Annotated in this window: 16 protein-coding genes; 8 read left to right on the forward strand and 8 right to left on the reverse strand. The window is 69.9% G+C overall.

The window, feature by feature from the left end:
* The first annotated feature begins 152 nt into the window (after positions 1–152).
* The gene (locus Pla133_RS01450; RefSeq protein ID WP_145061644.1) at positions 153–1733 is read left to right on the forward strand and encodes a thymidine phosphorylase family protein; all 1581 of its coding nucleotides are present in this window, start codon (positions 153–155) and stop codon (positions 1731–1733) included.
* Positions 1730–2614 (forward strand): ribose-phosphate diphosphokinase, encoded by an 885-nt coding sequence (locus tag Pla133_RS01455; protein WP_145061647.1) that lies wholly within the window; start codon positions 1730–1732, stop codon positions 2612–2614. Before Pla133_RS01450 ends, Pla133_RS01455 begins: the two co-directional genes overlap by 4 nt.
* A 112-nt stretch (positions 2615–2726) precedes the next feature.
* On the opposite strand, the gene Pla133_RS01460 is transcribed toward Pla133_RS01455, so the two are convergent.
* Together Pla133_RS01460 and Pla133_RS01465 are read right to left on the reverse strand one after the other, a co-directional pair.
* Positions 2727–4190 carry an RNB domain-containing ribonuclease gene (locus Pla133_RS01460; protein WP_145061649.1) on the reverse strand — a complete coding sequence of 488 codons (1464 nt, stop codon included), beginning with the start codon at positions 4188–4190 and terminating at the stop codon, positions 2727–2729.
* A 25-nt stretch (positions 4191–4215) separates the two neighbouring features.
* Complete coding sequence (locus Pla133_RS01465) at positions 4216–5316, reverse strand: NAD-dependent epimerase/dehydratase family protein (RefSeq protein ID WP_419192024.1); 1101 nt, start codon at positions 5314–5316, stop codon at positions 4216–4218.
* Between the two features lie 267 nt (positions 5317–5583).
* On the opposite strand from Pla133_RS01465, the gene Pla133_RS01470 reads away from it, so the two are divergent.
* From Pla133_RS01470 to Pla133_RS01480, 3 genes are all read left to right on the forward strand, one after another.
* A complete protein-coding gene (locus Pla133_RS01470) occupies positions 5584–7197 on the forward strand; it encodes a peptide chain release factor 3 (protein WP_145061652.1) in 1614 nt (537 codons plus the stop codon).
* Positions 7198–7488: 291 nt separating this feature from the next.
* Positions 7489–7839, forward strand: coding sequence for a hypothetical protein (locus tag Pla133_RS01475; RefSeq protein WP_145061654.1), 351 nt, complete (start codon positions 7489–7491; stop codon positions 7837–7839).
* A 213-nt stretch (positions 7840–8052) separates the two neighbouring features.
* A complete protein-coding gene (locus Pla133_RS01480) occupies positions 8053–11151 on the forward strand; it encodes a sigma-70 family RNA polymerase sigma factor (RefSeq protein WP_145061656.1) in 3099 nt (1032 codons plus the stop codon).
* Between the two features lie 197 nt (positions 11152–11348).
* On the opposite strand, the gene Pla133_RS01485 is transcribed toward Pla133_RS01480, so the two are convergent.
* Positions 11349–12578, reverse strand: coding sequence for a hypothetical protein (locus Pla133_RS01485; RefSeq protein WP_145061658.1), 1230 nt, complete (start codon positions 12576–12578; stop codon positions 11349–11351).
* Positions 12579–12884: 306 nt separating this feature from the next.
* Between Pla133_RS01485 and Pla133_RS01490 the strand changes: the two genes are divergently transcribed.
* Together Pla133_RS01490 and Pla133_RS01495 are read left to right on the forward strand one after the other, a co-directional pair.
* Positions 12885–15155 (forward strand): hypothetical protein, encoded by a 2271-nt coding sequence (locus Pla133_RS01490; protein WP_145061660.1) that lies wholly within the window; start codon positions 12885–12887, stop codon positions 15153–15155.
* 201 nt (positions 15156–15356) lie between these two features.
* Positions 15357–15809, forward strand: a complete 453-nt coding sequence (locus Pla133_RS01495; protein ID WP_145061662.1) for a hypothetical protein — start codon at positions 15357–15359, stop codon at positions 15807–15809.
* Positions 15810–15853: 44 nt separating this feature from the next.
* Here the strand turns inward: Pla133_RS01495 and Pla133_RS01500 are convergent, their stop codons facing one another.
* The 5 genes from Pla133_RS01500 to Pla133_RS01520 form a co-directional block, all read right to left on the reverse strand.
* Complete coding sequence (locus tag Pla133_RS01500; protein WP_145061665.1) at positions 15854–17506, reverse strand: hypothetical protein; 1653 nt, start codon at positions 17504–17506, stop codon at positions 15854–15856.
* A gap of 130 nt (positions 17507–17636) precedes the next feature.
* Positions 17637–18389, reverse strand: coding sequence for a hypothetical protein (locus Pla133_RS01505; protein WP_145061667.1), 753 nt, complete (start codon positions 18387–18389; stop codon positions 17637–17639).
* Between the two features lie 89 nt (positions 18390–18478).
* Entirely contained in the window at positions 18479–20260 is a 1782-nt protein-coding gene (locus Pla133_RS01510; RefSeq protein WP_145061669.1) for a hypothetical protein, read from the reverse strand.
* 35 nt (positions 20261–20295) lie between these two features.
* A complete protein-coding gene (locus Pla133_RS01515) occupies positions 20296–21186 on the reverse strand; it encodes an ABC transporter ATP-binding protein (RefSeq protein WP_145061671.1) in 891 nt (296 codons plus the stop codon).
* A complete protein-coding gene (locus Pla133_RS01520; RefSeq protein ID WP_145061673.1) occupies positions 21183–21629 on the reverse strand; it encodes a GntR family transcriptional regulator in 447 nt (148 codons plus the stop codon). The genes Pla133_RS01515 and Pla133_RS01520 overlap by 4 nt, the downstream gene beginning before the upstream one ends.
* A 309-nt stretch (positions 21630–21938) precedes the next feature.
* On the opposite strand from Pla133_RS01520, the gene Pla133_RS01525 reads away from it, so the two are divergent.
* Entirely contained in the window at positions 21939–22358 is a 420-nt protein-coding gene (locus Pla133_RS01525) for a YchJ family protein (protein WP_145061675.1), read from the forward strand.
* Positions 22359–22470: the final 112 nt, after the last annotated feature.

Here is a 22470-nt window from a genome sequence, read left to right on the forward strand (position 1 = left end):
CGGCCCGATGTTCGACGAGACGGACGCGCGGTGCAGGTTGGCAGGTGACGGAAGCGAGAGGTCCGCAGGGGTTGCGGGTGAGCGCCGACGAGCCCCGTGGTCCATGGAGTAGGCTTGGTGTCCCGCCCAAGGCGGACCAACCGAGGCCTCCAATGAGCACGCAAGTCGCGCAGCCCCTGCGGCTGCGACGGGTGGCGATCGACACCTATCGAGAGAACGTCGCGTTCCTTCACCGCGATTGTCCCGCCTACCGAACCGAGGGCTTCCAGGCCCTGGCGAAGGTCCGCGTGTCGTCGGCGAACGGCGAGGGGCGGCGCATCGTCGCGCTGCTCAACATCGTCGACGACGCGTCCATCGTCGGCACCGGTGAGATCGGCCTCGGCGAGCAGGCCTTCGACCAGCTCGCGGCAGTCGAGGGCGCCGAGTGCAGCGTCGACCACGCCGAGCCACCGCGATCCCTCGACGCGGTCCACCGCAAGATCGCCGGGGAGCGCCTGGACTATCCCGACTTCCGCGCGATCGCGAACGACATCGTCTCGAACCGCTATTCGAAGGTGGAAATGGCCGCCTTCCTCGTGTCCTGCGGCCAAACGGGCCTGGAGCGGGAGGAGGTCCTGCACCTGACTCGAGCCATGGTCGAGACCGGCGAGCGGCTCGACTGGGGCGAGGCGCTGGTCGCCGACAAGCACTGCATCGGCGGCATTCCCGGCAACCGGACGTCGATGCTGGTGGTCCCGATCGTCGCCGCCCACGGGATGCTGATCCCCAAGACGTCCAGCCGCGCGATCACGTCGCCCGCCGGAACGGCCGACACGATGAGCGTTCTGGCGCGGGTCGACCTCCCCATGGACGAGATTCAGGCCATCGTCCGGCGCGAGCGGGGCTGCCTGGCCTGGGGCGGGACCGCGCGCCTGGCGCCCGTCGACGACTTCTTGATCTCGGTCGAACGCCCCCTGTCGATCGACTCGCCGGGCCAGATGGTGGCCTCGATCCTGTCCAAGAAGATCGCCGCGGGGGCGACCCATCTGCTGGTGGACATCCCGATGGGACCATCGGCCAAGGTCCGCGACATGGGCGCCGCCCTGCGGCTGCGCAAGCTGTTCGAGTTCGTCGGCGACCGGCTGGGTCTGCACATCGAGGTCGTCATGACCGACGGCTCGGAGCCCATCGGACGCGGCATCGGTCCCGTACTGGAGGCCCGCGACGTGATGCAGGTGCTGCAGAACGACGCCGTCGCGCCCCAGGACCTGCGCCAGAAGGCCTTGCGACTCGCTGGGCGGGTGCTCGAGTTCGACCCGGACGTGCGCGGGGGTCAGGGCTTCGCCCTGGCGCGGGACATCCTGGACTCCGGTCGCGCCCTGTCGAAGATGCGGGACATCATCGTCGCCCAGGGCGAAGTCGACGGTCCGCCCCGGCAGCCCGGGCGCCTGCGACAGGAGGTGCGCAGCGAGCGCGAAGGTGTGGTGACCGCGATCGACAATCACCAGTTGGCCCGTATCGCTCGTCTGGCCGGAGCGCCGATGGATCTCGGCGCGGGGGTCGACCTCCACAAGAAGCTCGGCGACCAAGTCGACGCCGGCGAGCTGCTCTACACCGTCTACGCCGACTTCCCCTCGGACGCGCGCTTCGCCGAAGAGCGCGTCAAGCAGAGCGTCGGCTACACCATCGAGGCGGCGAGTGCCCAGGTGGGCGCGCGTGCGGGCGGGTCGGCGCTGACGCAGGAGCTGTCGTGAGCGCGAAGGACGGGCCGACGCGGATGCTCTTCTTCGACGAGTACGCCGCGCCCGCGCGGCGCCTGGCGCGGGCCGCTGGGCTCGAAGGCTCGCAGGTCGAGGTGCACCGCTTTCCGGACGGAGAGTCGCGGCTCCGCTTGCCGGCGTCGCTGCCGAAGTCGGTCGTGCTGGTGCGTAGCCTGGACCATCCGAACGCGAAGTTGATCGAGCTGCTGCTCGCGGCTCAGACCGCACGAGAGCTCGGCGCGGAGCACCTGACCCTGGTCGCGCCGTACCTGTGCTACATGCGCCAGGACAAGGCCTTCAGGCCGGGTGAGGCGGTCAGCCAGCGGGTCATCACGCGCTTCCTGGCGGGTCAGTTCGATCGTCTGCTGACGGTCGATCCCCACCTGCACCGGACCAAGAACCTGGACCTGCTCGCCCCGGGCCTGACCACCGTGGTGCTGTCCGCGACCGGACCCATCGCGGCGTTCCTGGAGGCCCGGGTCGACCGGCCCCTGCTGGTCGGACCCGACGAGGAGTCCGAGCAGTGGGTCGCGGCGATCGCGGAGTGCTCGGGTCTCGACTACGCCGTGGGGACCAAGCGACGCCGCGGGGACGCCGACGTGGAGGTGTCCCTTCCCGCTCGGAGCTTCGCCGATCGGAACGTGGTCTTGGTCGACGACATCGCCAGCACCGGGCGATCCCTGGTCGCGGTGGCAAAGGCGGTGGCGAAGGACGGGCCGCGCAGCATCAGCGCCGTCGTCACCCACGGGATCTTCGCCGACGATGCGCTGGCCAAGCTGGCCGCGGCGGGAATCGCGAACGTCTGGACCACGGACAGCGTGTCCGGGTGTCAGGGCGAGATCGAGTTGGCGGGACTGATCGCCGACGCGCTCTGAGCGCTTCGAGCAGCGCGCGGGGGCCCGAGCGAATCAGGCGATTCGAGCGACCCAGGCAACTCGGCCGCCTGGTGCCGCCGCGCAGCGTTGCGAAGGACTCGGGCGATCGAACTCAAATCGCCTCGAAGTCGATGAAGCCCCGTCTCACGTCGGTTCGGACGAGCTCGACGCGCAGCGCGTGGCCCACGCCCAGGTGACCCCTGTGATTCACGAGCATGCCCTCCACCGGCGGGTTGGCGATGCGGACCCAGGTGCCGTGCTCGGAGTCCCCGGTGACGATCGCGTCGAACCTCTCACCCGTGCGGCCGCGCAGGAACAGGGCCGCGGCGGACTTGCGTACCCGGCGTTCGACCTTCTCGGCGTCGGCCTCCTTCTCGGTGCAGCGCTCGGCGATCCGGGAGAGCTCGCGGGGATCGTAGGGGGGCTCGTTCCCGGCCAGGGCGGCCAGCAGGATGCGCTGGTTGACCAGGTCGGGAAAGCGGCGATTGGGAGCCGTCGAGTGGGAGTAGTCGCGAACGCCGAGGGCGAAGTGACCGGACTCGCCGCCGGCCACGTACTCGCCTCGACCCAGGAGCTTGATCACCACCAGCGACAGGTCCTGGAAGGCCTCGGGTGCCGCCTGGCGCCGATTCACGAGGAACCGTGCCAGGGCGGGGCCGTCCGGCTGGCTCGGGAGCTGTTCGCCGAAGCCCGCCGCGATCTCGCGCAGGCGGGGCCAGTTCTTCGGCCGTCGCACCACCCGCTGGATCCCGGAGCTGCGTGCCGCGAGATAGCGGCCGATGACGCCGTTGGCGCCGACCATGAAGTGCTCGATCAACTTCGTCGCGTGATTCTTGTGCCCCTCGACGAAGCCGGTCACCTGGCCCTCGACGTAGACCGCGCGCGGCGCACGGGTGTCGAATTCCAGCGCGCCCTCCTCCCGGCGACGGGCTTCGAGCAGCTGCGCGGCGGCGTCCTGTAGGCGTAGTTGCTCCGCCAGGGCGGGCTCGTCGGCCAGCGGGCCGGGAGCCTCCCCCGCGCCCTCGAGCCAGGCACCGACGCCCGGGTAGGCGAGTTGCGCGCGATTGCGGACCAACGCCCGGTAGACGTCGCTGGCACCCAGGCCGCCGCGCGGGTCGACCACGAACTCGACGACCACCGCGTCGCGCTCGCAGCCCCGGTTGAGGGAGGTCCGATCCGTGCTGAGCTCGAGGGGCAGCATCGGGAACACCATCGGAGCCGTGTACACCGACGTGGTGTTGTGTCGGGCGTGCCGGTCGATGGCAGAGTCGCGAGCGACGGTGTCGGCGACGCCGGCGATTGCCACCAGAATCCGCGTCGCGCCGTCGGCCGTGCGCTCGCCGGCAGTCAACTGATCGATGTCGCGCGAGTCGTCGTTGTCGATCGAGACCCAGGGCAGGTCGCGCAGATCGCGCGCCTCGCCCGCGTGGTCGGTGCGCGAGGTGGGCGCCGCCAGCTCACCCATGACCGCGGTCGAGAAGCCGGGCAGGAAGCCCCGCTCGACCATCGCGGTCTTGGCGATGTCCTCGAGTTCGGTGCGGTGGTCGGACCGGGGTTCGCTGCGTTGGTGGCTCATGCGCGGGGATTCGAGGTTGCCGCGATCAACGCCGCAGCCGCTCGAGCATGGCGGCTTCTTGCTCGGCGGTAGGCCAGCGGCGGGCGCCTGCGCGGCGCTCCTCGGGCTGGGCCAGCCACCAGGCCTGGGTGTCCCGCGCGGTGTCCGCCAGGGAATGGTAGGTCAAGCCCGCCGCGACGGCCGCGCTGGCGTCGGTGTGCCGGTCCATGCGACCCCAGTCGAACATCGGCGTGGGGAACTTCAGCTCGTCGACGAGGTCGGCGCTGGGCCAGTGCAGGCGCGTGGGCGCGGCGCTGAAGGCGCGCAGGCCCCACATCAGCTGCTCGTTGGTCAGCTTCGAGGCGGGTCCGACGCCGTTGAACACGCCGGGCGTGTCGTTCTCCACCAGGCGGATCAGCCACGGGCACAGGTCGCGCGCGTCGATCCACTGCACCTCGTTGCCCGGCAGCGCGGGGCAGACCACGTCACCGCCGCGGTGCAACCGGTCGACCCAGTAGGTGAAGCGGTCGGTGGTGTCGCCCGGGCCGACGATGTAGCAGGGACGCACGACCGTGGCGCGCTCGCCGTAGACCGCGCGCACGATGCGATCACCCTCGGCCTTGAGCGGGCCGTAGGTCTCTCCTGTGACCGTCTCCACGTCCGGATCCGGCGCCGGCAGCAGCGGGCCGTCGCGATCGACGCTCGGCTGGGCCTCGTAGTCGTAGACGGCGACCGTGGACGTGAATAGATAGCGACCGACGCGCCCCTCGAGCAGCACCGCCGAGGCGCGCACGTGACGCGGCACGTAGCCGGAGTTGTCGATCACCGCGTCCCAGCGGCGCTCGCCCGCCAGCGCCGCGAGCCCGTCGCCCTTGTTCGGGTCGCGGTCGCCGGTCAGCTCCTCGACGCGGTCGCCGTAGAGCCCCGACTTGCTGCCGCGGTTGAACATCGTCACGCGGTGTCCGCGCTGGAGCGCGTACTCGATCTGGTGCGGACCGATGAAGCCGGTGCCGCCCAGGAAGAGCAGGTCGAGGGGCTTTCCCGACCGCGGCGCGGCCGCCAGGGGGCGCGAGAGCGCGGCCGGACCCAGGGTCGCACCAGCCAGGAGGGCGGCGCCGGCGCCCAGGAAGGATCTGCGTGTAGTCATGGTCACGGTCGAGTGTGGGGGGGCGGAGTCGCGTTCAGATCCTAGCCGGCGATCTTCGCCGGGTCTGCGTAGCGCGGAGGGCCAGGTGCTCGAGACCCCCTCGAGGGGGGCGACGGGCCCTCCGCCTGCGGGATCGACTACGGAGCGGCATGACTCAGCCACGCGCGTGGGCTGTATCGTGTTCGCCCTTGCGCCGGATCGGGGCTCGCCGCGCCCCGGTGGATCCCCTCCCGCCTCGGCCATGGTCCTCCCACCGACCCCCTCCCCATGCACCGCGAGATCCGCAGGCGACGCACCTTCGCCATCATCTCCCACCCGGACGCGGGCAAGACCACGCTGACCGAGAAGCTGCTCCTTTACGGCGGCGCCCTCGGTCTGGCCGGGTCGGTCACGGCGCGCAAGAACCAGCGCTCGACGGCCTCGGACTGGATGGAGCTCGAGCGCCAGCGCGGCATCTCGGTCAGCTCCACGGTGCTGCAGTTCGACTTCCGCGACCACGTCCTCAACCTGCTCGACACGCCGGGGCACAAGGACTTCTCCGAGGACACCTACCGCGTGCTGACCGCGGTGGACTCGGCGGTGATGGTGATCGACGCCAGCAAGGGCATCGAGGCCCAGACGCGCAAGCTGTTCGAGGTCTGCCGCCAGAGCGGCGTGCCGATCCTGACCTTCATCAACAAGCTCGACCGGCCGGCGCGGGACCCGCTGGAGCTGATGGACGAGTTGGAAGAGGTGCTCGGCATCAGCGCTTTTGCGGCCAACTGGCCGATCGGCAGCGGCGCGGCCTTCAGCGGAGTGTTGGACCGGCGCTCGGGCCTGTTGCACCACTTCGAGCGCACGCCCGGCGGGGCGTTCCGCGCACCGGTCGCCGTGGGCAGCCTCGAGGATCCTCAGGTGCGCGCCGCCTTCGCGCCGGACGTCATCGACCGTGCCATCGGTGAGCTCGAGCTGCTCGACGGCGCGTCGGCGCCCTTCGACCCCGAGCGCATCCTCGCCGGCGAGTTGACACCGGTCTACTTCGGCAGCGCCGTGCGCAACTTCGGGGTCGAGCTCCTGCTCGATGCCCTGGTCGAGCTGGCCCCGCCGCCCAAGGCGCGCCGCGCCGGCGAGCGCGTGGTCAAGCCCGACGACCCCGGCTTCTCCGCGTTCGTGTTCAAGATCCAGGCCAACATGGACCCGCGCCACCGCGACCGCCTGGCCTTCGCGCGCATCTGCTCCGGGCGCTTCGAGCGCGGCATGCCGGTGTTCCACACGCGCACCGGCGATCGCGTGCGCCTGACGAGCTCGCACCGCGTCTTCGGCCGCGAACGCGAGACGGTGGACGAGGCCTTCGCCGGGGACGTGGTCGGCATCGTCGGCCGCTCCGACTTCCAGATCGGCGACACCCTGGCCGAGGACGCCTCGCTCACCATCGACCGCATCCCGGCCTTCGCGCCGGAGCACTTCGCCTTCCTCCACGGCGACGGCGCCGCGGAGCAGAAGCGCTTCTCCAAGGGCCTGACCCAGCTACTGCAAGAGGGCGTGGTGCAGTCCTTCCTACTCGAGCGCAGCGGCCAGCGCATCCCCGTCCTGGGCGCCGTCGGCCCCCTGCAGTTCGACGTGGTGCGCCACCGCCTCGAGAGCGAGTACGGCGCGACCACGCGCCTGGAGCAATCGCCCTGGTCGGCCATGGCCTGGATCGAAGGCGATCCCCTCGACGGCTCCGTCGACCGCCAAGCCCTCGACGACCTGGCCCTGCCCACCGGCGCCGCCCTGTGTCGCGACCGCGTCGGCCGCTACGCGATCCTGTTCGAAGGCGCCTGGAGCCGCGACTTCTTCATGCAGCGCAAGTCGAGCGTGACCCTGTCCAGCACGCCGACGCGCGTCCCCGCCCACGGGTAGCACGGTTCTGAAAGTTGGGGTTTTCTGCCTGGGGTCGAGGCCGATGAACCAAAGTCCAATGGCGGGACAGAGTTGGCTGCGGATCGCCTTTGAGGTTCATCGGCGCGGCAATCCGACGCGCGGAATCTTCTGTCGCCCGATCGACCTCGGCCGGTGGACAGCGCCTTGGCAGTGGCTAGGCTGGGTGCTCGAGGTCGCGACTTTGCCTCTCCCGCGCCCTCGTCCCTTTCCGAAACTTCTACGAGGCAAAACGACATGCAGAACCTTCTTACGAGTCGATTCGCGAGGACCATGGTCCTCATCACCCTCACCACCGCCGGGATCACCGCCGGGATCACCACCGCCGGCAACGCGACTCCCGCGTTCGACCAGTCGGTCGAAACACAGGCCTGTGCGGCAGCCGTTGCTGAGTTCGCCGGACTGGCAACGATTACCACGACCGACATCCCGTCGCTGTACGGGCTCGAGTTTCCGGCCTTTTGGAGCGACGTCGAGGACGTCCTGATTCTGGTTGGTCCCTCCGGGGGCCTGATCGTCCTGCAGGACGGCGGGAACGTCGATGTCGAGGTCGATGCGGGCTCCGCGACCGTCACCAGCGGTGACCCGGCTCAGACGATCGGCTTCACGCTGACCGCCTCTTGATCTGAGGCCTGCGCGCCGGCCACTGCGGTGACCGGCGCCAGCAGTACGGAGTCGCAACAGTACGGAGTCGCAACAGTTCGTGGTTGCCGAACAGCTAGCAGGCGCCGCACATCATGTGCGGCGCCTGCTTGTTGTTCGGCAACCACGAAGTGTGCGACTCCGCATTGTTGGTCGGAATTGCCGGATGCTTGCAACGATCCGCCCATCCGCGGAATGCTGCTCTGCATGGGCTCCCGCGGATCCACGCCGGTCGCGATCGACGAACTCCTGGCGGAGGTCGGTTGGCTGCGTGCCTTGGCTCGGCGGTTGGCGCGGGACAGTGCGGCGGCTGATGACCTGACCCAGGGGACCCTCGTGGCCGCGCTCGAGCACCCGCCGAGCAGGGGCGAGCCCCTGCGGCCTTGGCTCTCGACGGTGCTGCGGAACCTGTTGCGCGCGGGTCACCGCAGCGACGATCGCCGCCGGCGACGCGAGACCGACGCCGCGCGCGCGGAAGCACTGCCGGCGCAGGTCGACGTCCTGGCGCAGTTCGAGGAGCAGCGCCGGCTGGCGGAGTTGGTCGCGGCGTTGGGCGAGCCCTACCGGTCCGTCCTGTTGCGGCACTTCTACCGGGGTGAGTCGGCCGCGCAGATCGCCCGCGTGACGGGACGCCCCGCGGCCACGGTGCGCTCGCAGCTCGCCCGCGCTCTGACGCGGTTGCGCGAGCTGCACCGCATCCAGCAGGGCGGCTCGAGCCACCGCTCGATCGCCGCCCTGGGGCTCGCCGCAGGGATCGCGCGGCCTGCCGGGCCGGCCCTGTGGATCGCCGCCTGCATCACTGGAGTAGTTGCCATGAAGACCTCGACCAAGCTCGTCGCCGCGGCCGTCGCCGCAGTCCTGGCTGTGATCGGTGCGAACCGGTTCCCTGGAGCCGAAGAAGCCGCTGGCGTCGGTGCGCCGGCGGCTCGACCGGAGACGGGGAACGTGACCGCGGCCGCGTCGCGCACCGCAACGGGGCGACGGGCCGAGGGGGCTCTCAGCGCGGGTGAAAGGAAGTCCTTGCCCGCAGTCGCCGTCGGGGCACCGGACGGATCCCAGACCGCCGCCGCCGTCGAAACGCGATCGGGCTTCACCCTGCGGGCGGTGGATCCCCAGGGCTTGCCGATCGCGGGCGCACGGCTGACGTTGGTGGGCCACGACGGCCGAACCGAGGGCCGAGCGCCCTCCGCGCCCAGCGGGGCCGACGGGCGCATCACGGCCGAGATCGACATGGCCGCCACCTACCGCTACGGGGCGGCCCCGGAGCGGCACGCGGCCCTGCGCTTGGATGCTCCACGCCACGCGGCGCGCCTGTCGATCGAGTCCGCGGTGGAAGGCTCGCTGGTCGAGCTCGGGGACCTGACCCTCGAGCTCGGCGCGGATCTTCGCGGTCGTGTGGTCGACGCGCTCGGGATCGAAGCGGCCGGGGTCGAGGTCGTGGCTGCGGCGTTGCTGTCGCAGCGTCCTTCGACGCTGATCGGCAGCGGGGCCTGGGAGCCCCATGACGGCGAGCTGTTGCTGCGGACCGAGACCGACGCTCGCGGCGAGTTCGCCCTGGACGGGCTGGAACTTCGTCCCCTGCGACTGTGGTTTCGGTTGCCCGGGCTGGGCTGGAACCTGAGCGAGCCGATCGAACTCGACGCCGGCGAGGTCCGCTCGGGCGTCGAGTTGGTGCTGCCTCCGCTCGACCGCAGCCAGTTGATAGCGGGGCGCGTCGTGCATCCGGACGGTTCCCCAGCGCCCGAAGCGCTGCTGCGCTATGGCGAGCACGGCTACTTCGGCAGCCGGGCGATCGAGCTGGACGAGGCCGGCCGCTTCCAGTTCCAGCCGCCCGTCGAGGCGCCCACCAAGTTGTTGGCGCAGGACCCGAGCGGTGCCTACTCCGCCTCCCTGGTGGCCGTCGCGAGCCCCGGTGGGGACGAGGTCGTGCTGCGGCTGACGCCCCTGCGCCGTTGTGAGGTCGCGGTGCAGAGCGAAGAGGGGGAACCGCTCGCGGGCGCCTGGATGATGATCCATGTGGGCGACGAGGGCTTTGGCTTCGTCCGCAGCCGTACCGACGACGACGGACGCTGCTCGCTGGTGCTGCCGAACGAGGTCTTCGGCTTGGAGCTTGGCTCGGACGGCTACGAGGCCCGTCGGATCGAGCCGCTTGATCCGATCGGCCTTGGCGACGAACTCGTCGTGACCTTGCTTCGCAAGCCGCACCTCGCGGGCGTGGTAATGGCCGGCGGCGACCCGGTGGCCGGCGCGACGCTGCACCTGGTCCAGGCGGTCGATGCGCGCTCGCGGGTGGTCTACAAGGGCTTCCAGTCGCGCCTGCTCGGGAACCAGACGCCGATCGAGACCGGCGCCGACGGGCGCTTCCAGGTTCCACTCTCGGAACCGGGGGATGAGTTCTGGTCCCTGCTGGTCGAGAAGCCGGGTCTGGCCCGCGCGGAGTACGCCATCGGGCAGGTCTTCGAGGCCGCCCGGGTCCCGGAGATCGTGATCGAGATGACTGCCGGTGGGACGCTCGAGGGGCGCGTGTTGCGCCCGGCGGGTCGCTCGGTCGCGGGTGTCGTGGTTGCCATCTCGCGTGCGGACGGCCGGCCCCTGGTGACGCGCACGGACGAAGACGGCGCCTTCCGATTCGAGCACCTCACGCCCGGCGGATGGTTGGTCGAGGACCGCGACGAGGTTCCCGATGGACGCATGCTGTCCATGGTTCCGGCGAGCGAGGCGCGCCTCGAGCCCAACGTAGTGATCGTCGAGGGACGCACGACGGCCTTCGAGCTCGATACCCGTTGGAAGGAAGGCTTGTCCCTGCGCGGGCACCTGCGGTTCGACGGGCGAGGTGCTGCCGGCTGGAGCGCCCACGTCTCCCACGGTGACCCGTTCGAACGTCCGGAGTCCCTGGAGCCGGTGGTGCTGACGGACGACGGTAGCTTCGAGGCACCCGCGCTCCCCGGCACGGCGACTCTGATCCTGCGCTCGCCCGAGGGCGGCGAGGTCGAGCGCTCGATCGAGGTCGAGGTGACCATCGGCCCGCGGACCGCGGAGGTGGAGCTGGACCTGGCCACCGGCGCTGTGCGGGGCTCGGCCGGGAAGCGCGGTGCAGTCCTGCAGCTGGTGCAGGAGCTGGGCGACGGAATCATCGCCCGGGCGAGGCTCACCGCCGGTGAAGGTGAAGGTGACGAGTTCGAGTTCACGGGGATTCCCGTCGGCGACCTGACCCTGATGCGCCGCGGCGAGGGCGACTGGGCGGTCGTCGCCCACCATCGGCTGGAGCCCGGCGAGCTGTGGATCGTCGACTAGTGTCCTGGATCAGGATTTCGGCGTCACTTCCCGGAGGTCCGATCGATGCTGGCCAGGCGCGCCGACGACGCGTATCCGCTGCGATACTCGGAGGAGGCGCTGGCGACGCCAGCGGCGATCGGAGCCCGGGAGGTGACGCCCAAATCCTGATCCAGGACACTAGCGATACGGGGCGCGCGACTCCGCAGCGCTCGAGGTCACTCTCGAGATGTCGGCGGGCGTGAGAAGTCGACGGTCAGCTTGGGCCGCACGACCGCGATCGCGATGACCAGCAGCAGGGTCGGAACGACGATGAGCGCCAGGGCGTAGAGGAACGCACGGCCGAGGATTCGCTCGCCGGTGCGCGCTGTGGCGTCGGAGGCGTAGTCGATCGATGCGTTGCGCTCGCTGGCGAACCATTCGAGGGTCTGTTCGCGTTCCGACTTCAGGTGCGCGAGGGTCGCCTCGCGCTGGCGGTCGATGTCCTCCAGGACGGCGACCCGTTCGGCGGAGAGGGCCTCGAGGGTCGCTAGCCGCTGGTCGTCGAGGCTGGCGATCGAAGCCTCGCGCTCGCCGCGCGCGAACTCGAGGGTGTCCAGGCGTTGGGCGTCGGCTGCCTCGACCATGGCCGCCCGCTCGGCGCTCAGGGCCGCGAGGATCACGCCGCGCTCGGCCGCGACCAGGGTCGGAACCTGCTTAGCCAGGCCGGTCAGGGCGGCGACCTCGGGGCGCCCGAGGAGCTGCTCGCCGAGCAACTCCGCCTGCCACCGCGCCTGGCGCGGCAGGGAGGCGGCGTAGATGGTGATGCGGTCCTGGGCCTCCGCCAGGCGCTCGTCGGCGGTGGCCGCGACCTCCAAGAGCCCGTCGGTCGAGGCCCGTTCTGCCAGGTCGTACACCGGCAGCTCGGCCGGCCGCACGAAGACCGGGGCGTCCAGGGGGTGCTCGCCCGCGAAGGAGCGCACCGCGGCACCCATGGCCGCCGCGCCCTCGGCGCCCTGGAGGTCCACGCCGATCGACTCGACCTCGCGCTCGAGCTGCACGGCCACCCGGCGCGCGACCGCCACCAGATCGCCGAAGTCCGCCGCCCCCTCGTCGCCCTCGAAGTAGTCGCCCATCTGGGCGACGAGGGTCCACACGTCGACGAAGCCCACCAGCGGGTCCGCGTCGAAGGCCGCGCTCTCGCAGGCCGGCACCGCGCCGGTCTTCCACAACAGGGCCCGCTCGCGCACGGCGTGGGACTCGGTCCGCGCGACGATCTCGTCCGCTGCCGTCTCGACGGCACTGGAGAAGCGCACGACGAAGTCGTAGAGGCGAATGCGAAGCTCGCGCTGGCTCAGGTGTTGGCCCTCGACCTTGGAGGACAGGCGCTGGCCCTCGGGGACGGAGACGCAGCTCGCCGCCGCAAGCGAGACCCAAAGCAGAACGGTGGTGGATGCTCGTCGTCTCATGGTGGCTGCAATCGTTGGAGCGGGTCTCCGTCCTCCGGGCACGCGGACGGTCAGCTTGGCAGGTGCGCTGATCGAGTCCCCCGCGTCCCGCATCTCCTTGATTGGAACGCCTTCCATATCCACAACGAACCCCCCGGTGCATCAAAGAAGCGCGCATTCGCCCGCACAGATTGCGGTCGCCCGGCGTTCGGGTACTGCGGCGCGGGCGTCGTCGTCGGCGTTCGCCCCTCGGTCCCGGTCGGCGACCGTCGCGATTCGAGTGCCGAGCCAGTTTCCACGCCGCGTCTGCGCGCTAACCTCGACCTCATGCAACCTCGCCTCGCCAAGGACCTGGCCGACGCCGCCATGGAGCTGCATCGGCGTCGACTGTGGGAGCCTCTACCGCTCGATGCCGTGTTCCAAGTGCGGCTCGAGGGTGACGAGCAGCCCCTCGTGGCGCAGATCCTGGGGGCCGAGGGGGGCGAGTACGGCTTGATTCTGGCGCGTGGCGAACGGGCGCTGGAGCTGTACGTGGGCGACCTGCTCGGGGTCCGGCGGGTCGCGAGCGAGATCATCGGGCGCACCAGCTTGGTGGGGGTCGCGCGCTGGTCGTCCCTCGACGCACGCCAGCGCGAGTTTCTGCGGGTCGCCGGCGTCCAGGCGCGGCGGGAGAAGCTGGTGCCCTACATCGCGGTCGACGTGCCCGAGGGCGACCCCCGGCCGCCCAACAGTGGCGAGGCCAAGCGCCTCTTGGCCGTGACCCGCGCGGTGCTCGCGGCCGCGGAGGCCGGCGAGCTCACTCCGGGGTCCGTGGACACAGCGAACAAGCTCTTGGAGCTGCAGGTGGAGGGCAGCCCGCGCGCGCCGCGCTGGCAGGTGCGCTACCTGCCGCGGCCGACGGTCCTGGACGAATTGGTGAACAACGCCCTGACGGAATCGGACTCGGACCACGACGAACTCCCCACCCTGGAAGGAGTCTTCGGCAAGCTCGAGCCGCGTCCGGACTCGACCTGGTTCGTGGCCGTGCGCCCGTTGGCGGAGATCGAGTTCGACGACGGCGGACCCGCCGACCTGTTGGTCGTGGCCGACCTGGACGAGGAGGAGCCCCTGTACGCGGACCTCGTTCCGCGCGGCAGTGCCGGCGACGTGATCATCGCCTTCCAAGCGGTCGTCGATGGGCAGCTGGAGGCCGACGAGGCGTTCGGGATCGCGGGCTGCGTCCAGTTCGACGACCCGTTCGTCGAGGCGCTGTTCGAGGAAGAGCTGGTCGGCTTCGGCGTCAGGGTCGAGTTGGTCGAGGCACCCTCGATCGTGGAGGAGATCGCGTTGGTGGCCCTGGGCATCCTCGAGCAAGAGATCGAGACGACGAGCGGCGAGATACCGCAGGACATCGACGGCTGGAAGCGGGTCGAGGGGGCCGTGATCGCGCGCTACGTCGCGCCGCTGGTGGACGAGCTCACGGATCGCGAGGCCGCGCGCTTCTTCGGTCGCCGCGACCTCGCCGAGGAGCTGCTCGAGGAGGCCGAACTCGACGAGGGGAACCCGATCCCCTTGATCGCGGTCCTGGGCTGGCTGTTCCTGGACCACCGGCCGGGCCGCCACCGCCGCACCCGCTGCGAGGCGCTTCTGGAGCGTGAGGAACTGGATCCCCGCGACCGCATCGTCCTCGAGGCCTATCGGGATGCCGTGCTATCGATCTTTCGGGTGGACGCAACCGAGCCGGGTGAGTCGATCGAGGTCGAGGACGTGCTGACCGGCGAGCGCTACGTGGTGCAGGACGAGGTCATGTCCGGCGCGGCGATCCTCGGGATCTTCATCCCCATGCGCGTGGTGCGGCTGGGCGACTGGTACGTGCCGAGCCTCGCCGGTCCTCCGCTCGGCCCGGTCCAGGTCGCGGCCTTCACCGAGACCCTCGCCAACGCGGGTCACGATCGGGACCAGGCCAGCCTGCGGGCCGGCGGGCACCTGTTCGGGACGTTGTGGCAGAGCCAGGAAGAAGAGCCACCGGTGTTGATGAACACCGACGGCGAGTTGCTCGATCCTGTCACGGCCCTGTTCCGGGTGGCCGATGGGATGGGGCTCGAGCGATCCCTGGATGCGCAGGGGGACCTCGAGCGCGATGAGAGCGGCGGCTGGTTGTGGGTCAAGCCCGCCAAGCTGCGAGGCGAGTTCGGCGAGCTGACTGTGCTCGGCCGGTTCGAGGTCTTCGGCGACGAGCTCTTGCTCGAGGTCAACTCGGCCGAACGTCTACGGGAAGCTCGCACCTGGTTGGACGAGGTCGAGGGCTTGGTCTTCGAGCGCCTGGTCGAGCCCGTCCGCGAACCCGCGACCGACGACCTGCTTCCGCAGCGACCCGAGCCGGTGTCGGAGGAGCTGGCGGCCTCGCTCCGGGCCAGCATCGAGGCCCTGTTCATGGCGAAGCTCGACGAGCAGGTGCCCATGTTCGGAGGCCAGACCCCGCGCGAGCACTGCACGACTGAGCGCGGCCGGCGGACCGTCGCCCGCTGGATTCGCACGATGATCCCGGTGAGCTCGCCCATGGGCCCGATCCACCCGCCCCGCGAGCGAATGATGGAACAGTTGGGGCTGTCAGGCTGAAGCGCGCGAGGGTGATCGCCGCTCGGCGTGGGTCCTGGGAGCGGCGGGGCGCGCGGGCATTCCCCGAGGATCGAAGGTCGGACCGAATGGAGCGGGCGCAAGCGCGTAGGTTCGCGCCGTGCTCTCACCGCCGACCGTACCCCACCCTCGCGATGCCTGGGGCGACCCCGCTCTCAACTGCGACTCACCTTCAGCTCAGGAATGACTGCCTACGAATCGAAGTCGACTGGATGGTGGCTGTTCGGGATCGCGGGCTTCTTGGTCGTGCTCGGCCTCGTACTCGCGGTCATCTTCGCCATCGGCGCCAGGCCCGAGGCCCTGATCGGCGTGGCGCTGGTTGCCCTCGGCCTGTTGGTCGCCAATTTCGGCGTCCTGACGGTGCGGGTGACCGGCGCCGTCGTGAGCTGGCATTTCGGTCGGGGACCGATTGGATGGACCGTCCCCCTGGAGCGCGTCGTGGGCGTCGAGGCACGGCGTTCGCCCTGGTACTGGGGTTGGGGCATCCGCTGGACGACCCACGGCTGGCTGTGGCGGGCCCACGGACTCGACGCGGTGTGGATCGAGCTGGACAGCGGACGGTCGGTCGGGGTCGGGACCCAGGACCCGGATGGGCTCGTGCGAGCGCTGCGGCGGGCCGTTGAATCAAGACCGTGAGCCCTCGGCGCGGGACCGAGCCCGCGCGTCCTGATCCAGGGCACCTACGGCACCAGGCGCACCGGGCACGGATTGCTGACGAAGGGTTGCGACAGCAAGGTGAAGGCGTGGTGCACGGTCAACCCCGCGAGGGCGCCGCTGATTCCGGTGGGCAGGGTCAGGCCCGCCGTCGCCGTCCCCGCGCCGTCGAGGAAGCCGATCTGACTCGAGAGGAAGGCCCCGTTGGGGTCGACCAGCGTGAGGTTGAAGTAGGGGTCGGGGTTGAGGGGCAGCGTGACCTGACCCAGGTCGAGGCCCGGCTGGGTGCCGGTGATCGTGCCCAGCAGGAAGTAGATCGCGCCGGCGTGGCTCGGGCCTGCGTCGAGGCTCAGGACCTGCGTCCCGCCGCTCCCCAGGGAGATGTCCACCAGGTCCGGCGCCAGCGACAGGGGGCAGGGTCCGGCCACGGTGTCCAGCCGCACGCGCCGGTCCGCCACCAAGGCCAGCTCGAGGTCGGTGCCGTCGGCCGAGTGCAGGATCCAATCGAAGACTCCCTGGATGACCGGGGTCGATGAGCTGCCGTTGACGTCGGTGAAGGCGATCACGAGTTCCCACGGGCCCTCCAGGTCACCGAGCACGAGTCCGTCCGTGCAGCAACCGCTCCAGTTCCAGCGCGCGGTGAACGTACTCTCGCCGGCCACGCCCGTGAAGGTGTCCGATTGGTTCGGATCGTCGAGCAGCACCAGGGCTGCCCCGTCGGCGTCGCCCGTCAGGTCGAAGCGCATCTCGGCGCGACCGCCGTCGCCGTCCCCGGGCACGTCATGCACGACGAACAGAGCCAGGCCCTCGTCGCCGGTCTGGATCAAGGCCAGGTTGGTATCGTTCTTGTCGAGAGCCAGCAATGTGCCGTTGTAGGAATCCGACGCGGGGAAGTCGTAGGAGTACAGCGAGTCGACCGCAGAGCTGGTCGGGAAGATCTCGATGTAGCCGAGGATGTTGGCGTCGAAGTCGCCGGCGCCGGGGCTCGACTCCTGGGCGACGCGCACCAGTCCGTTGCAGCCGGCGGTGGTGCTGGGGCGCTCGAAACTGAGGTCGTCGATGGCGAATCCCGGGTTCTGATTGGTGAACTCGATCTCGACCCGCGAGATGCCATCCGCGATGAGCTGGATGTAGGTCCCGACGCCGTTCCCAGTGCCTTCGTCTCCGTCGGCCACGCCAGTGCTGGCGAGCAGGCTCGAACCGCTGTCGTAGGCACGCACCTCGAGCACGTCGCCCGCGTCGATGTCGATCGCGAACATCGCCACGTTCGAGACCGGCGGGTCGAACAGGACCTCGATCGGGTGGTACTGCCCGTCGTTGGGGTCGGTGAGGGCGGAGAGGCCCGCCACTGGCGCATCGTTGCCGACGCCCTGGAACCCGACCTGGGGGCTCCCCTCGGTGCAGATGATCGGCGCCCCGACCTCGCCGAGCAGACCGAACGTGACACCGGCCGCCGCGTACTGCGTGTTGATCGCGGTCGATTCCGGGAAGCCCTCGAAGTCGATCAGCGTGATCTCGCCGGTGCACGTGTCGCACTCGTCGGGGACACCGTTCTTGTTGCAGTCGAAGCTGGTCCCGAGAACCAGATCAATGGCGTCGTCGACGCCATTCATGTTGCAGTCCTGGGCAGTCGTCGGAACCAGGGTCGCGAGAAGCAGCAGGCTCGAGGGGGAGAGCATTGGAGGGCTGTCGTAGGGTGAATGCGGGATCACGCAGGCTCTCACGACGACACGGATCAGGGCCGTCGGATCCCCCATGAATCCTGCCGCAGACATCCAGAGGCGCCACAAGTTCCGCAAATGCGAACCCTTAGGACATGGCGCCGCGGATCGGCCAGGGCCGCCGGCCCGCGGGCATCAGCTCCTTCGGTCGCCGGCCGCCGGGATGGGTCACCGCTCCGAGCGACTTCCGGATCTGCTCGGACGAGCCCCTGGAGAGGGGCGTCATCGACTGGGGATCGAGCCGTCCGCGGCGCACCGCGAGAGGGCCTCGGCCGCAATCGCCGATCGTCAGCGCGAGCCCCTCGGACTGGGCGGTGTGGAGCGGCTCGCTGCTGACGTTCCAGGGACAGCCCACCTGGCCGAGCTGACTGACGACCGGCAACTGGATCGGGCCCAGGGGATTGACCGGCAGCAGCCCGTCATCGAACCGCACCGCTGCCGGCGCGAGGCACCAGGCGATGATCGGCACGGTGCCGACGGCGGCATGGCCGAGCCCCATCAGGTCCGTCTCACCGAGAACCGGCCCAGTCTTGCAGCTGAAGACCGGCAGGCCCAGCGACCCGGGCTTGCCCGGCCCGTAGCTCAGCACGGTCGCCAGGACGTCCGCGGGAGCGAAGCCCCCAGGAAGCGAATTCGGCGTGAGCGAGAAGAACTGATCCGCGCCGGCCAGACCGAGCGCATGGGGTGCCCCGGCGAGCAAGTAGTCGCCGTCGATGGCGACGTCGGGGCGGTAGGCGTAGACCGCTCCCGGGGCCTCGGTGGGGCCGTGGGAGAACTGGGACGCACCCACGGCGCGTCGCCCGCCGTCCAGATCGAGCTGGTATTCGAACTGAGAGTCCACCTGGGTCGGATCCGGGTAGACCGTGATCGCGTGGTCTTCGGTCTACCGATCACAGTCGAGCACGGTGGCTCCCGCCTCCTCTGGCGCGATCAGAAGATTGCAACCTCCTTCGGGACGAAGCCGGTCTTCGGTCGTCGCGGCACCTCGATCCGGCGCAAGCGACGACGCAGGAGCGCGAGGCACGCGAGCACCAGGCCGAGCAGCAGGGCGGTCCAGGCAATCGGGCTCGAGGCCAAGGCCCCGTCCAGCCATCGATGGATTCGCGCGCCGAGGACCAGAAGCGCGGTCCGATCGGAGAGCGCCAGTGAGCTGATGGCGATCAGGGCAGAGATCGCCAGGGTGCCGAGTCCGTAGGTTCGCAGGCGGCGCCGCCATCGCGGGCACGTGGATGCAAGCGGTCGTGGATCACGCAGCGCGAACCAGCAGGCGCCGAACCACAGCAGGACGCCAAACAGGAACCAGCCGCCGGTGCGATTGTGGTCGCGATCGGGTAGGGGACCCCAGGGAGCGCCCTTCGGGATCCGCCAGCTCTCTTCGCCGATCGAGTCCCCGGGGTTGCACTCGGACAGGTAACGGGCGAGGACCTCGTCAGCCGAGAGCTCCAGGCCGTGGACGTCGCGCAACGCGCGCGAGAGCTGCCAGGACAGGAAGCGGACGGTGTTGTCAGGTGCGACGTCGTAGGGGTTGTAGACGAAGCTCGACACGCCCCAGAAGAGCCGGTGTCGCAGGGGCTCGCAGGTCTCGCCCCAGGGGGCGGTGACCCCGCCATCCCGTGGGTCGAGGCCGAGCGCCCACGCACGGGGCGGCACCTCGACGTGCAACCGATACTCTTCCTCCTCGACGCCGTTGGCACGCTCTATGCCGTTGTCCAACTGCACGGACGCAGCGAGGACGTCGTAGGAGAGGAAAGGGGTCGGAAAGAAGAGCCCTCGGACACCAGTTCCGAGCGCGACCGCAATCAGGGACGGGAGCATCAAGAACGGCAGCATCCGGTCCCGGGAAATCGGGAGCGCATGGAGGCCATGCAGTGGGCTCAGCCCGTGCTTCACTGAGACCATCACCATCCAGAACGGGTACCCGATCAGGAACCAGGGATTGCTGTACCCTGGGATGAACGCGCTCAGGAGAGCGACTGCCAGCATGAGCATGGGAAGTGGCCGCAGGGCGACACTGCGAAGCATCACGAAGACCAGCGGGGACAGGCCAAGTCGGGTGCCTGTTCCGGCTGGCGATCCATGGTCGACGCGCCTGGTGTCCGGTGCCGAGGGCGGATCGTCGGCTGGGATCTCCAACGGCGCGCGTCGCCGGAGATCCACGAGTACGACGGCGGCGAGCAGCCCATAGGGAATCGCGAGAAGCGGCTGGTTGAAGCCAGCTGGGAGCGCAGCGATCGCGACGCCCACGCATCCGGCCGTGATCGTGTCGGTCAGGGGCAGCCTGCGGACCGTGGGCTTCCAGCGAAAGATCAGGATGAGCGCGAGCGCGGCGCTCATCAGCAGGTTTCCACCTGCAAGGAGCAATACGCTGCGGTAGCGGGACGGGGCATCGACGGCCAAGACGGCGGTCATCACGGCGATCGGAACACCAAGTGCGAAGAGGCCCAGGCCCAGCCGCGTGAGCACCAGCTCGCGCATCGTCACCGGCAGCGCGCGCTCGAACTCACGCACTCGGGTGCGGATCGGAAGTAGCGTCGTGAACACGACGAGGCCGAGAAGGAGCGGCATTCCGATCAGCGAATAGATCTCACCGAAGTGGTCACTCGACGACCAAACGGGGCTGCCGTTGACGTCGCGCTCAGTGAGCACTGAAAGGGCTACTCTGGATTCAAACAACGCGTAGGCCGCGGCGAGGGCCGCGACGAGGGGCAGCATTCGCAGCGCCGGCTCCCGTCGCACGAGTGCAAGCCTCACCGTCGACCCTCCGCGATCTCGATGAACAGGTCCTCGAGGGAGATGGGTGTGATCCGCGCGTGTTGCGCGCCGCTCAGCCCGCCGATCTGTCCGCGCACGGACTCGGCTCCTTCGATGAAGACGCCGCGAAGTTCGCCGCCGACGACTCGTGAGGCCAGACATCCGGTGAGGCCGCGCAGGTCGTCGGCGCCACTCGCGGAAGGCAGGCTCGCTAGCACCGTCGTCTCCCGAAGCTCGTCCAGGTCGCGATCGATCAAGACCCCGCGGTCATGCAGCAGGCAGACGCGGCTGGCGATGCGCTCGACGTCTTCCATCTGGTGCGACGAGAACAGGATCGTGCTGCCCTCCGCGGCCAGGAACTGGACCGCGGTCTCCAGGAACTCGCGCCGCGCGGCCGGGTCGAGGCCGCCCGCGGGTTCGTCGAGCAACAGCAGCTCCGGACGATGGGCGATCGCACACAGCACCGCCACGCGACGCGCCTGACCCTTGCTGAGCTTGCCGACCTTCTCGCGCCCGCCGATGTCGAAGCGTTCGGCGAGCTGAGCCTCGAGGGCGCGATCCCAGGTCGGGAAGAGCGCGCGGTGCATCTCGAGTACGCCCTCGACCGTCAGGTAGGGCGGCAGGACCTGGTCCTCGGAAACGTAGCCGAGGCGGCGCTTGACCCTGACCGGGAACGCCTGTGGATCGAACCCGAAGAGCCGAACCTTGCCCGCTTGGGGCGTCAGCATCCCCAACGCGATCTGGATCAGGGTGGTCTTGCCCGCGCCGTTCTCGCCCAAGAGGCCGACCACCTCGCCAGGATCGAGGGTCAGGCTGACGTCGACCAGGACGTCGATTCCGGCCTCGTAGCAGCGGGTCACCCGTGAGAGTTCGAGTACGTGGGTCATCGGTCGTTTCCGGATTCGTTTCGGGTCCCGCGGCTCGTCCGCTGGGCCGCTCGCTCGGCCTCGAGGACCGCGCGCTCCGCTTCGATCAACGTGTTCAGCGCGGCCGGCTCGAGCCCCGCGAGCTCGGCCTCGACCAAGAGGCGCCGCAGGTGCGGCCGCAGGCGCTCGGCGCTGTCCTGCTTCGACCGCGCCGCGTCGGCCCGCACGAACGTCCCCTGCCCGCGCCGGGTCTCGATCAGGCCCTGGGCCTCGAGCTCGTCGTAGGCCTTCTTCACCGTCAGCGGCGCGACCACCAGGCGCGCGGCCAGCTCTCGCAGGGAAGGCAGTCGCTCTCCGGCGATCAGCGAGCCCGTTGCGATGCCGGACGCCACCTGCCGCACGAGCTGCCGGTACAGCGGCGCGTCGTCGCCAGGGGTCAGGTGCAGGTGGACGGGAGGGGCCATGGTTGGGGGGCGAGGGCCGCCGAGTGTTATAGAGGACTAGAACACTATTGCGGTGGGAAGGTCGGCCAAGGAATCGGAAGCCGTCCGCAAGCCGCGGAATAGCAACGCCTTGGACCACCGCTCGCTCAAACCACCTAGGGCTGAGTACCGGCAGCCGAGCCCGCCAACCGTGACTTGGCTCCCCACCAGCGGCTTCGATCCGTGGCGAGGCGCTCCAGCCCTCGCCGCGCGGCGAACCGGGGGGACCCTCGGTCTCCTTCGCCAACCCCCATCCCTGTCGTGCCCGCCCAGTGCGCCTAGAGTCTCGGCATGGCTTCTGATAGCCGAACGCACCACGAGCCCTGCCCTTGCGGCCGACCGCACGCCCTCGCTGAATGCTGCGGACCGTACCTGACCGGCGCTCGTCCCGCGCCCGACCCCGAGTCCCTGATGCGCTCGCGCTACACGGCCTTCGCGCTCGGGACTGCCGAGGCGATCGAGTACCTCGTCGCCACCCAACATCCGGACCACCGCGAGGCGAACCTGCGAGAAGGCCTGCGCGCGAGCATCGCCGGAATCGACGCTTGGGAGCGACTTCGCGTGCTCTCAGCCGAGATCGACGGCGAGCGGGGGATCGTGGAATTCGTCGCCACCTATCGAGTCGGGACGAAGCGTGGTCAGCTGCACGAGCGATCGGAGTTCGAGCGCGAGAGGGGCCATTGGCTCTACACGCGCGGCGCGATTCGCTGAGGACCTCTCGGCTGCCGATCGACCACCAGGAAGCGGCCGCGAGCGCGCGATGGAGTGGCTGGGGAATCGCCCGTCGCTCCGCGTCCGAATCGGACCGCCGTCGCTCGATCGT

The organism is Engelhardtia mirabilis (genome assembly GCF_007748095.1).
In the GTDB taxonomy this organism is placed as follows: domain Bacteria; phylum Planctomycetota; class UBA1135; order UBA1135.

Excerpts from the sequence above, each read along its gene's own strand:
- Pla133_RS01450 (WP_145061644.1), top strand. The coding sequence starts at position 153 with ATGAGCACGCAAGTCGCGCAGCCCCTGCGGCTGCGACGGGTGGCGATC.
- Pla133_RS01460 (WP_145061649.1), bottom strand. The coding sequence starts at position 4,190 with ATGAGCCACCAACGCAGCGAACCCCGGTCCGACCACCGCACCGAACTC.
- Pla133_RS01465 (WP_419192024.1), bottom strand. The coding sequence starts at position 5,316 with ATGACTACACGCAGATCCTTCCTGGGCGCCGGCGCCGCCCTCCTGGCT.
- Pla133_RS01470 (WP_145061652.1), top strand. The coding sequence starts at position 5,584 with ATGCACCGCGAGATCCGCAGGCGACGCACCTTCGCCATCATCTCCCAC.
- Pla133_RS01475 (WP_145061654.1), top strand. The coding sequence starts at position 7,489 with ATGGTCCTCATCACCCTCACCACCGCCGGGATCACCGCCGGGATCACC.
- Pla133_RS01480 (WP_145061656.1), top strand. The coding sequence starts at position 8,053 with ATGCTGCTCTGCATGGGCTCCCGCGGATCCACGCCGGTCGCGATCGAC.
- Pla133_RS01485 (WP_145061658.1), bottom strand. The coding sequence starts at position 12,578 with ATGAGACGACGAGCATCCACCACCGTTCTGCTTTGGGTCTCGCTTGCG.
- Pla133_RS01490 (WP_145061660.1), top strand. The coding sequence starts at position 12,885 with ATGCAACCTCGCCTCGCCAAGGACCTGGCCGACGCCGCCATGGAGCTG.
- Pla133_RS01495 (WP_145061662.1), top strand. The coding sequence starts at position 15,357 with ATGACTGCCTACGAATCGAAGTCGACTGGATGGTGGCTGTTCGGGATC.
- Pla133_RS01500 (WP_145061665.1), bottom strand. The coding sequence starts at position 17,506 with ATGCTCTCCCCCTCGAGCCTGCTGCTTCTCGCGACCCTGGTTCCGACG.
- Pla133_RS01510 (WP_145061669.1), bottom strand. The coding sequence starts at position 20,260 with ATGCTGCCCCTCGTCGCGGCCCTCGCCGCGGCCTACGCGTTGTTTGAA.
- Pla133_RS01515 (WP_145061671.1), bottom strand. The coding sequence starts at position 21,186 with ATGACCCACGTACTCGAACTCTCACGGGTGACCCGCTGCTACGAGGCC.
- Pla133_RS01520 (WP_145061673.1), bottom strand. The coding sequence starts at position 21,629 with ATGGCCCCTCCCGTCCACCTGCACCTGACCCCTGGCGACGACGCGCCG.
- Pla133_RS01525 (WP_145061675.1), top strand. The coding sequence starts at position 21,939 with ATGGCTTCTGATAGCCGAACGCACCACGAGCCCTGCCCTTGCGGCCGA.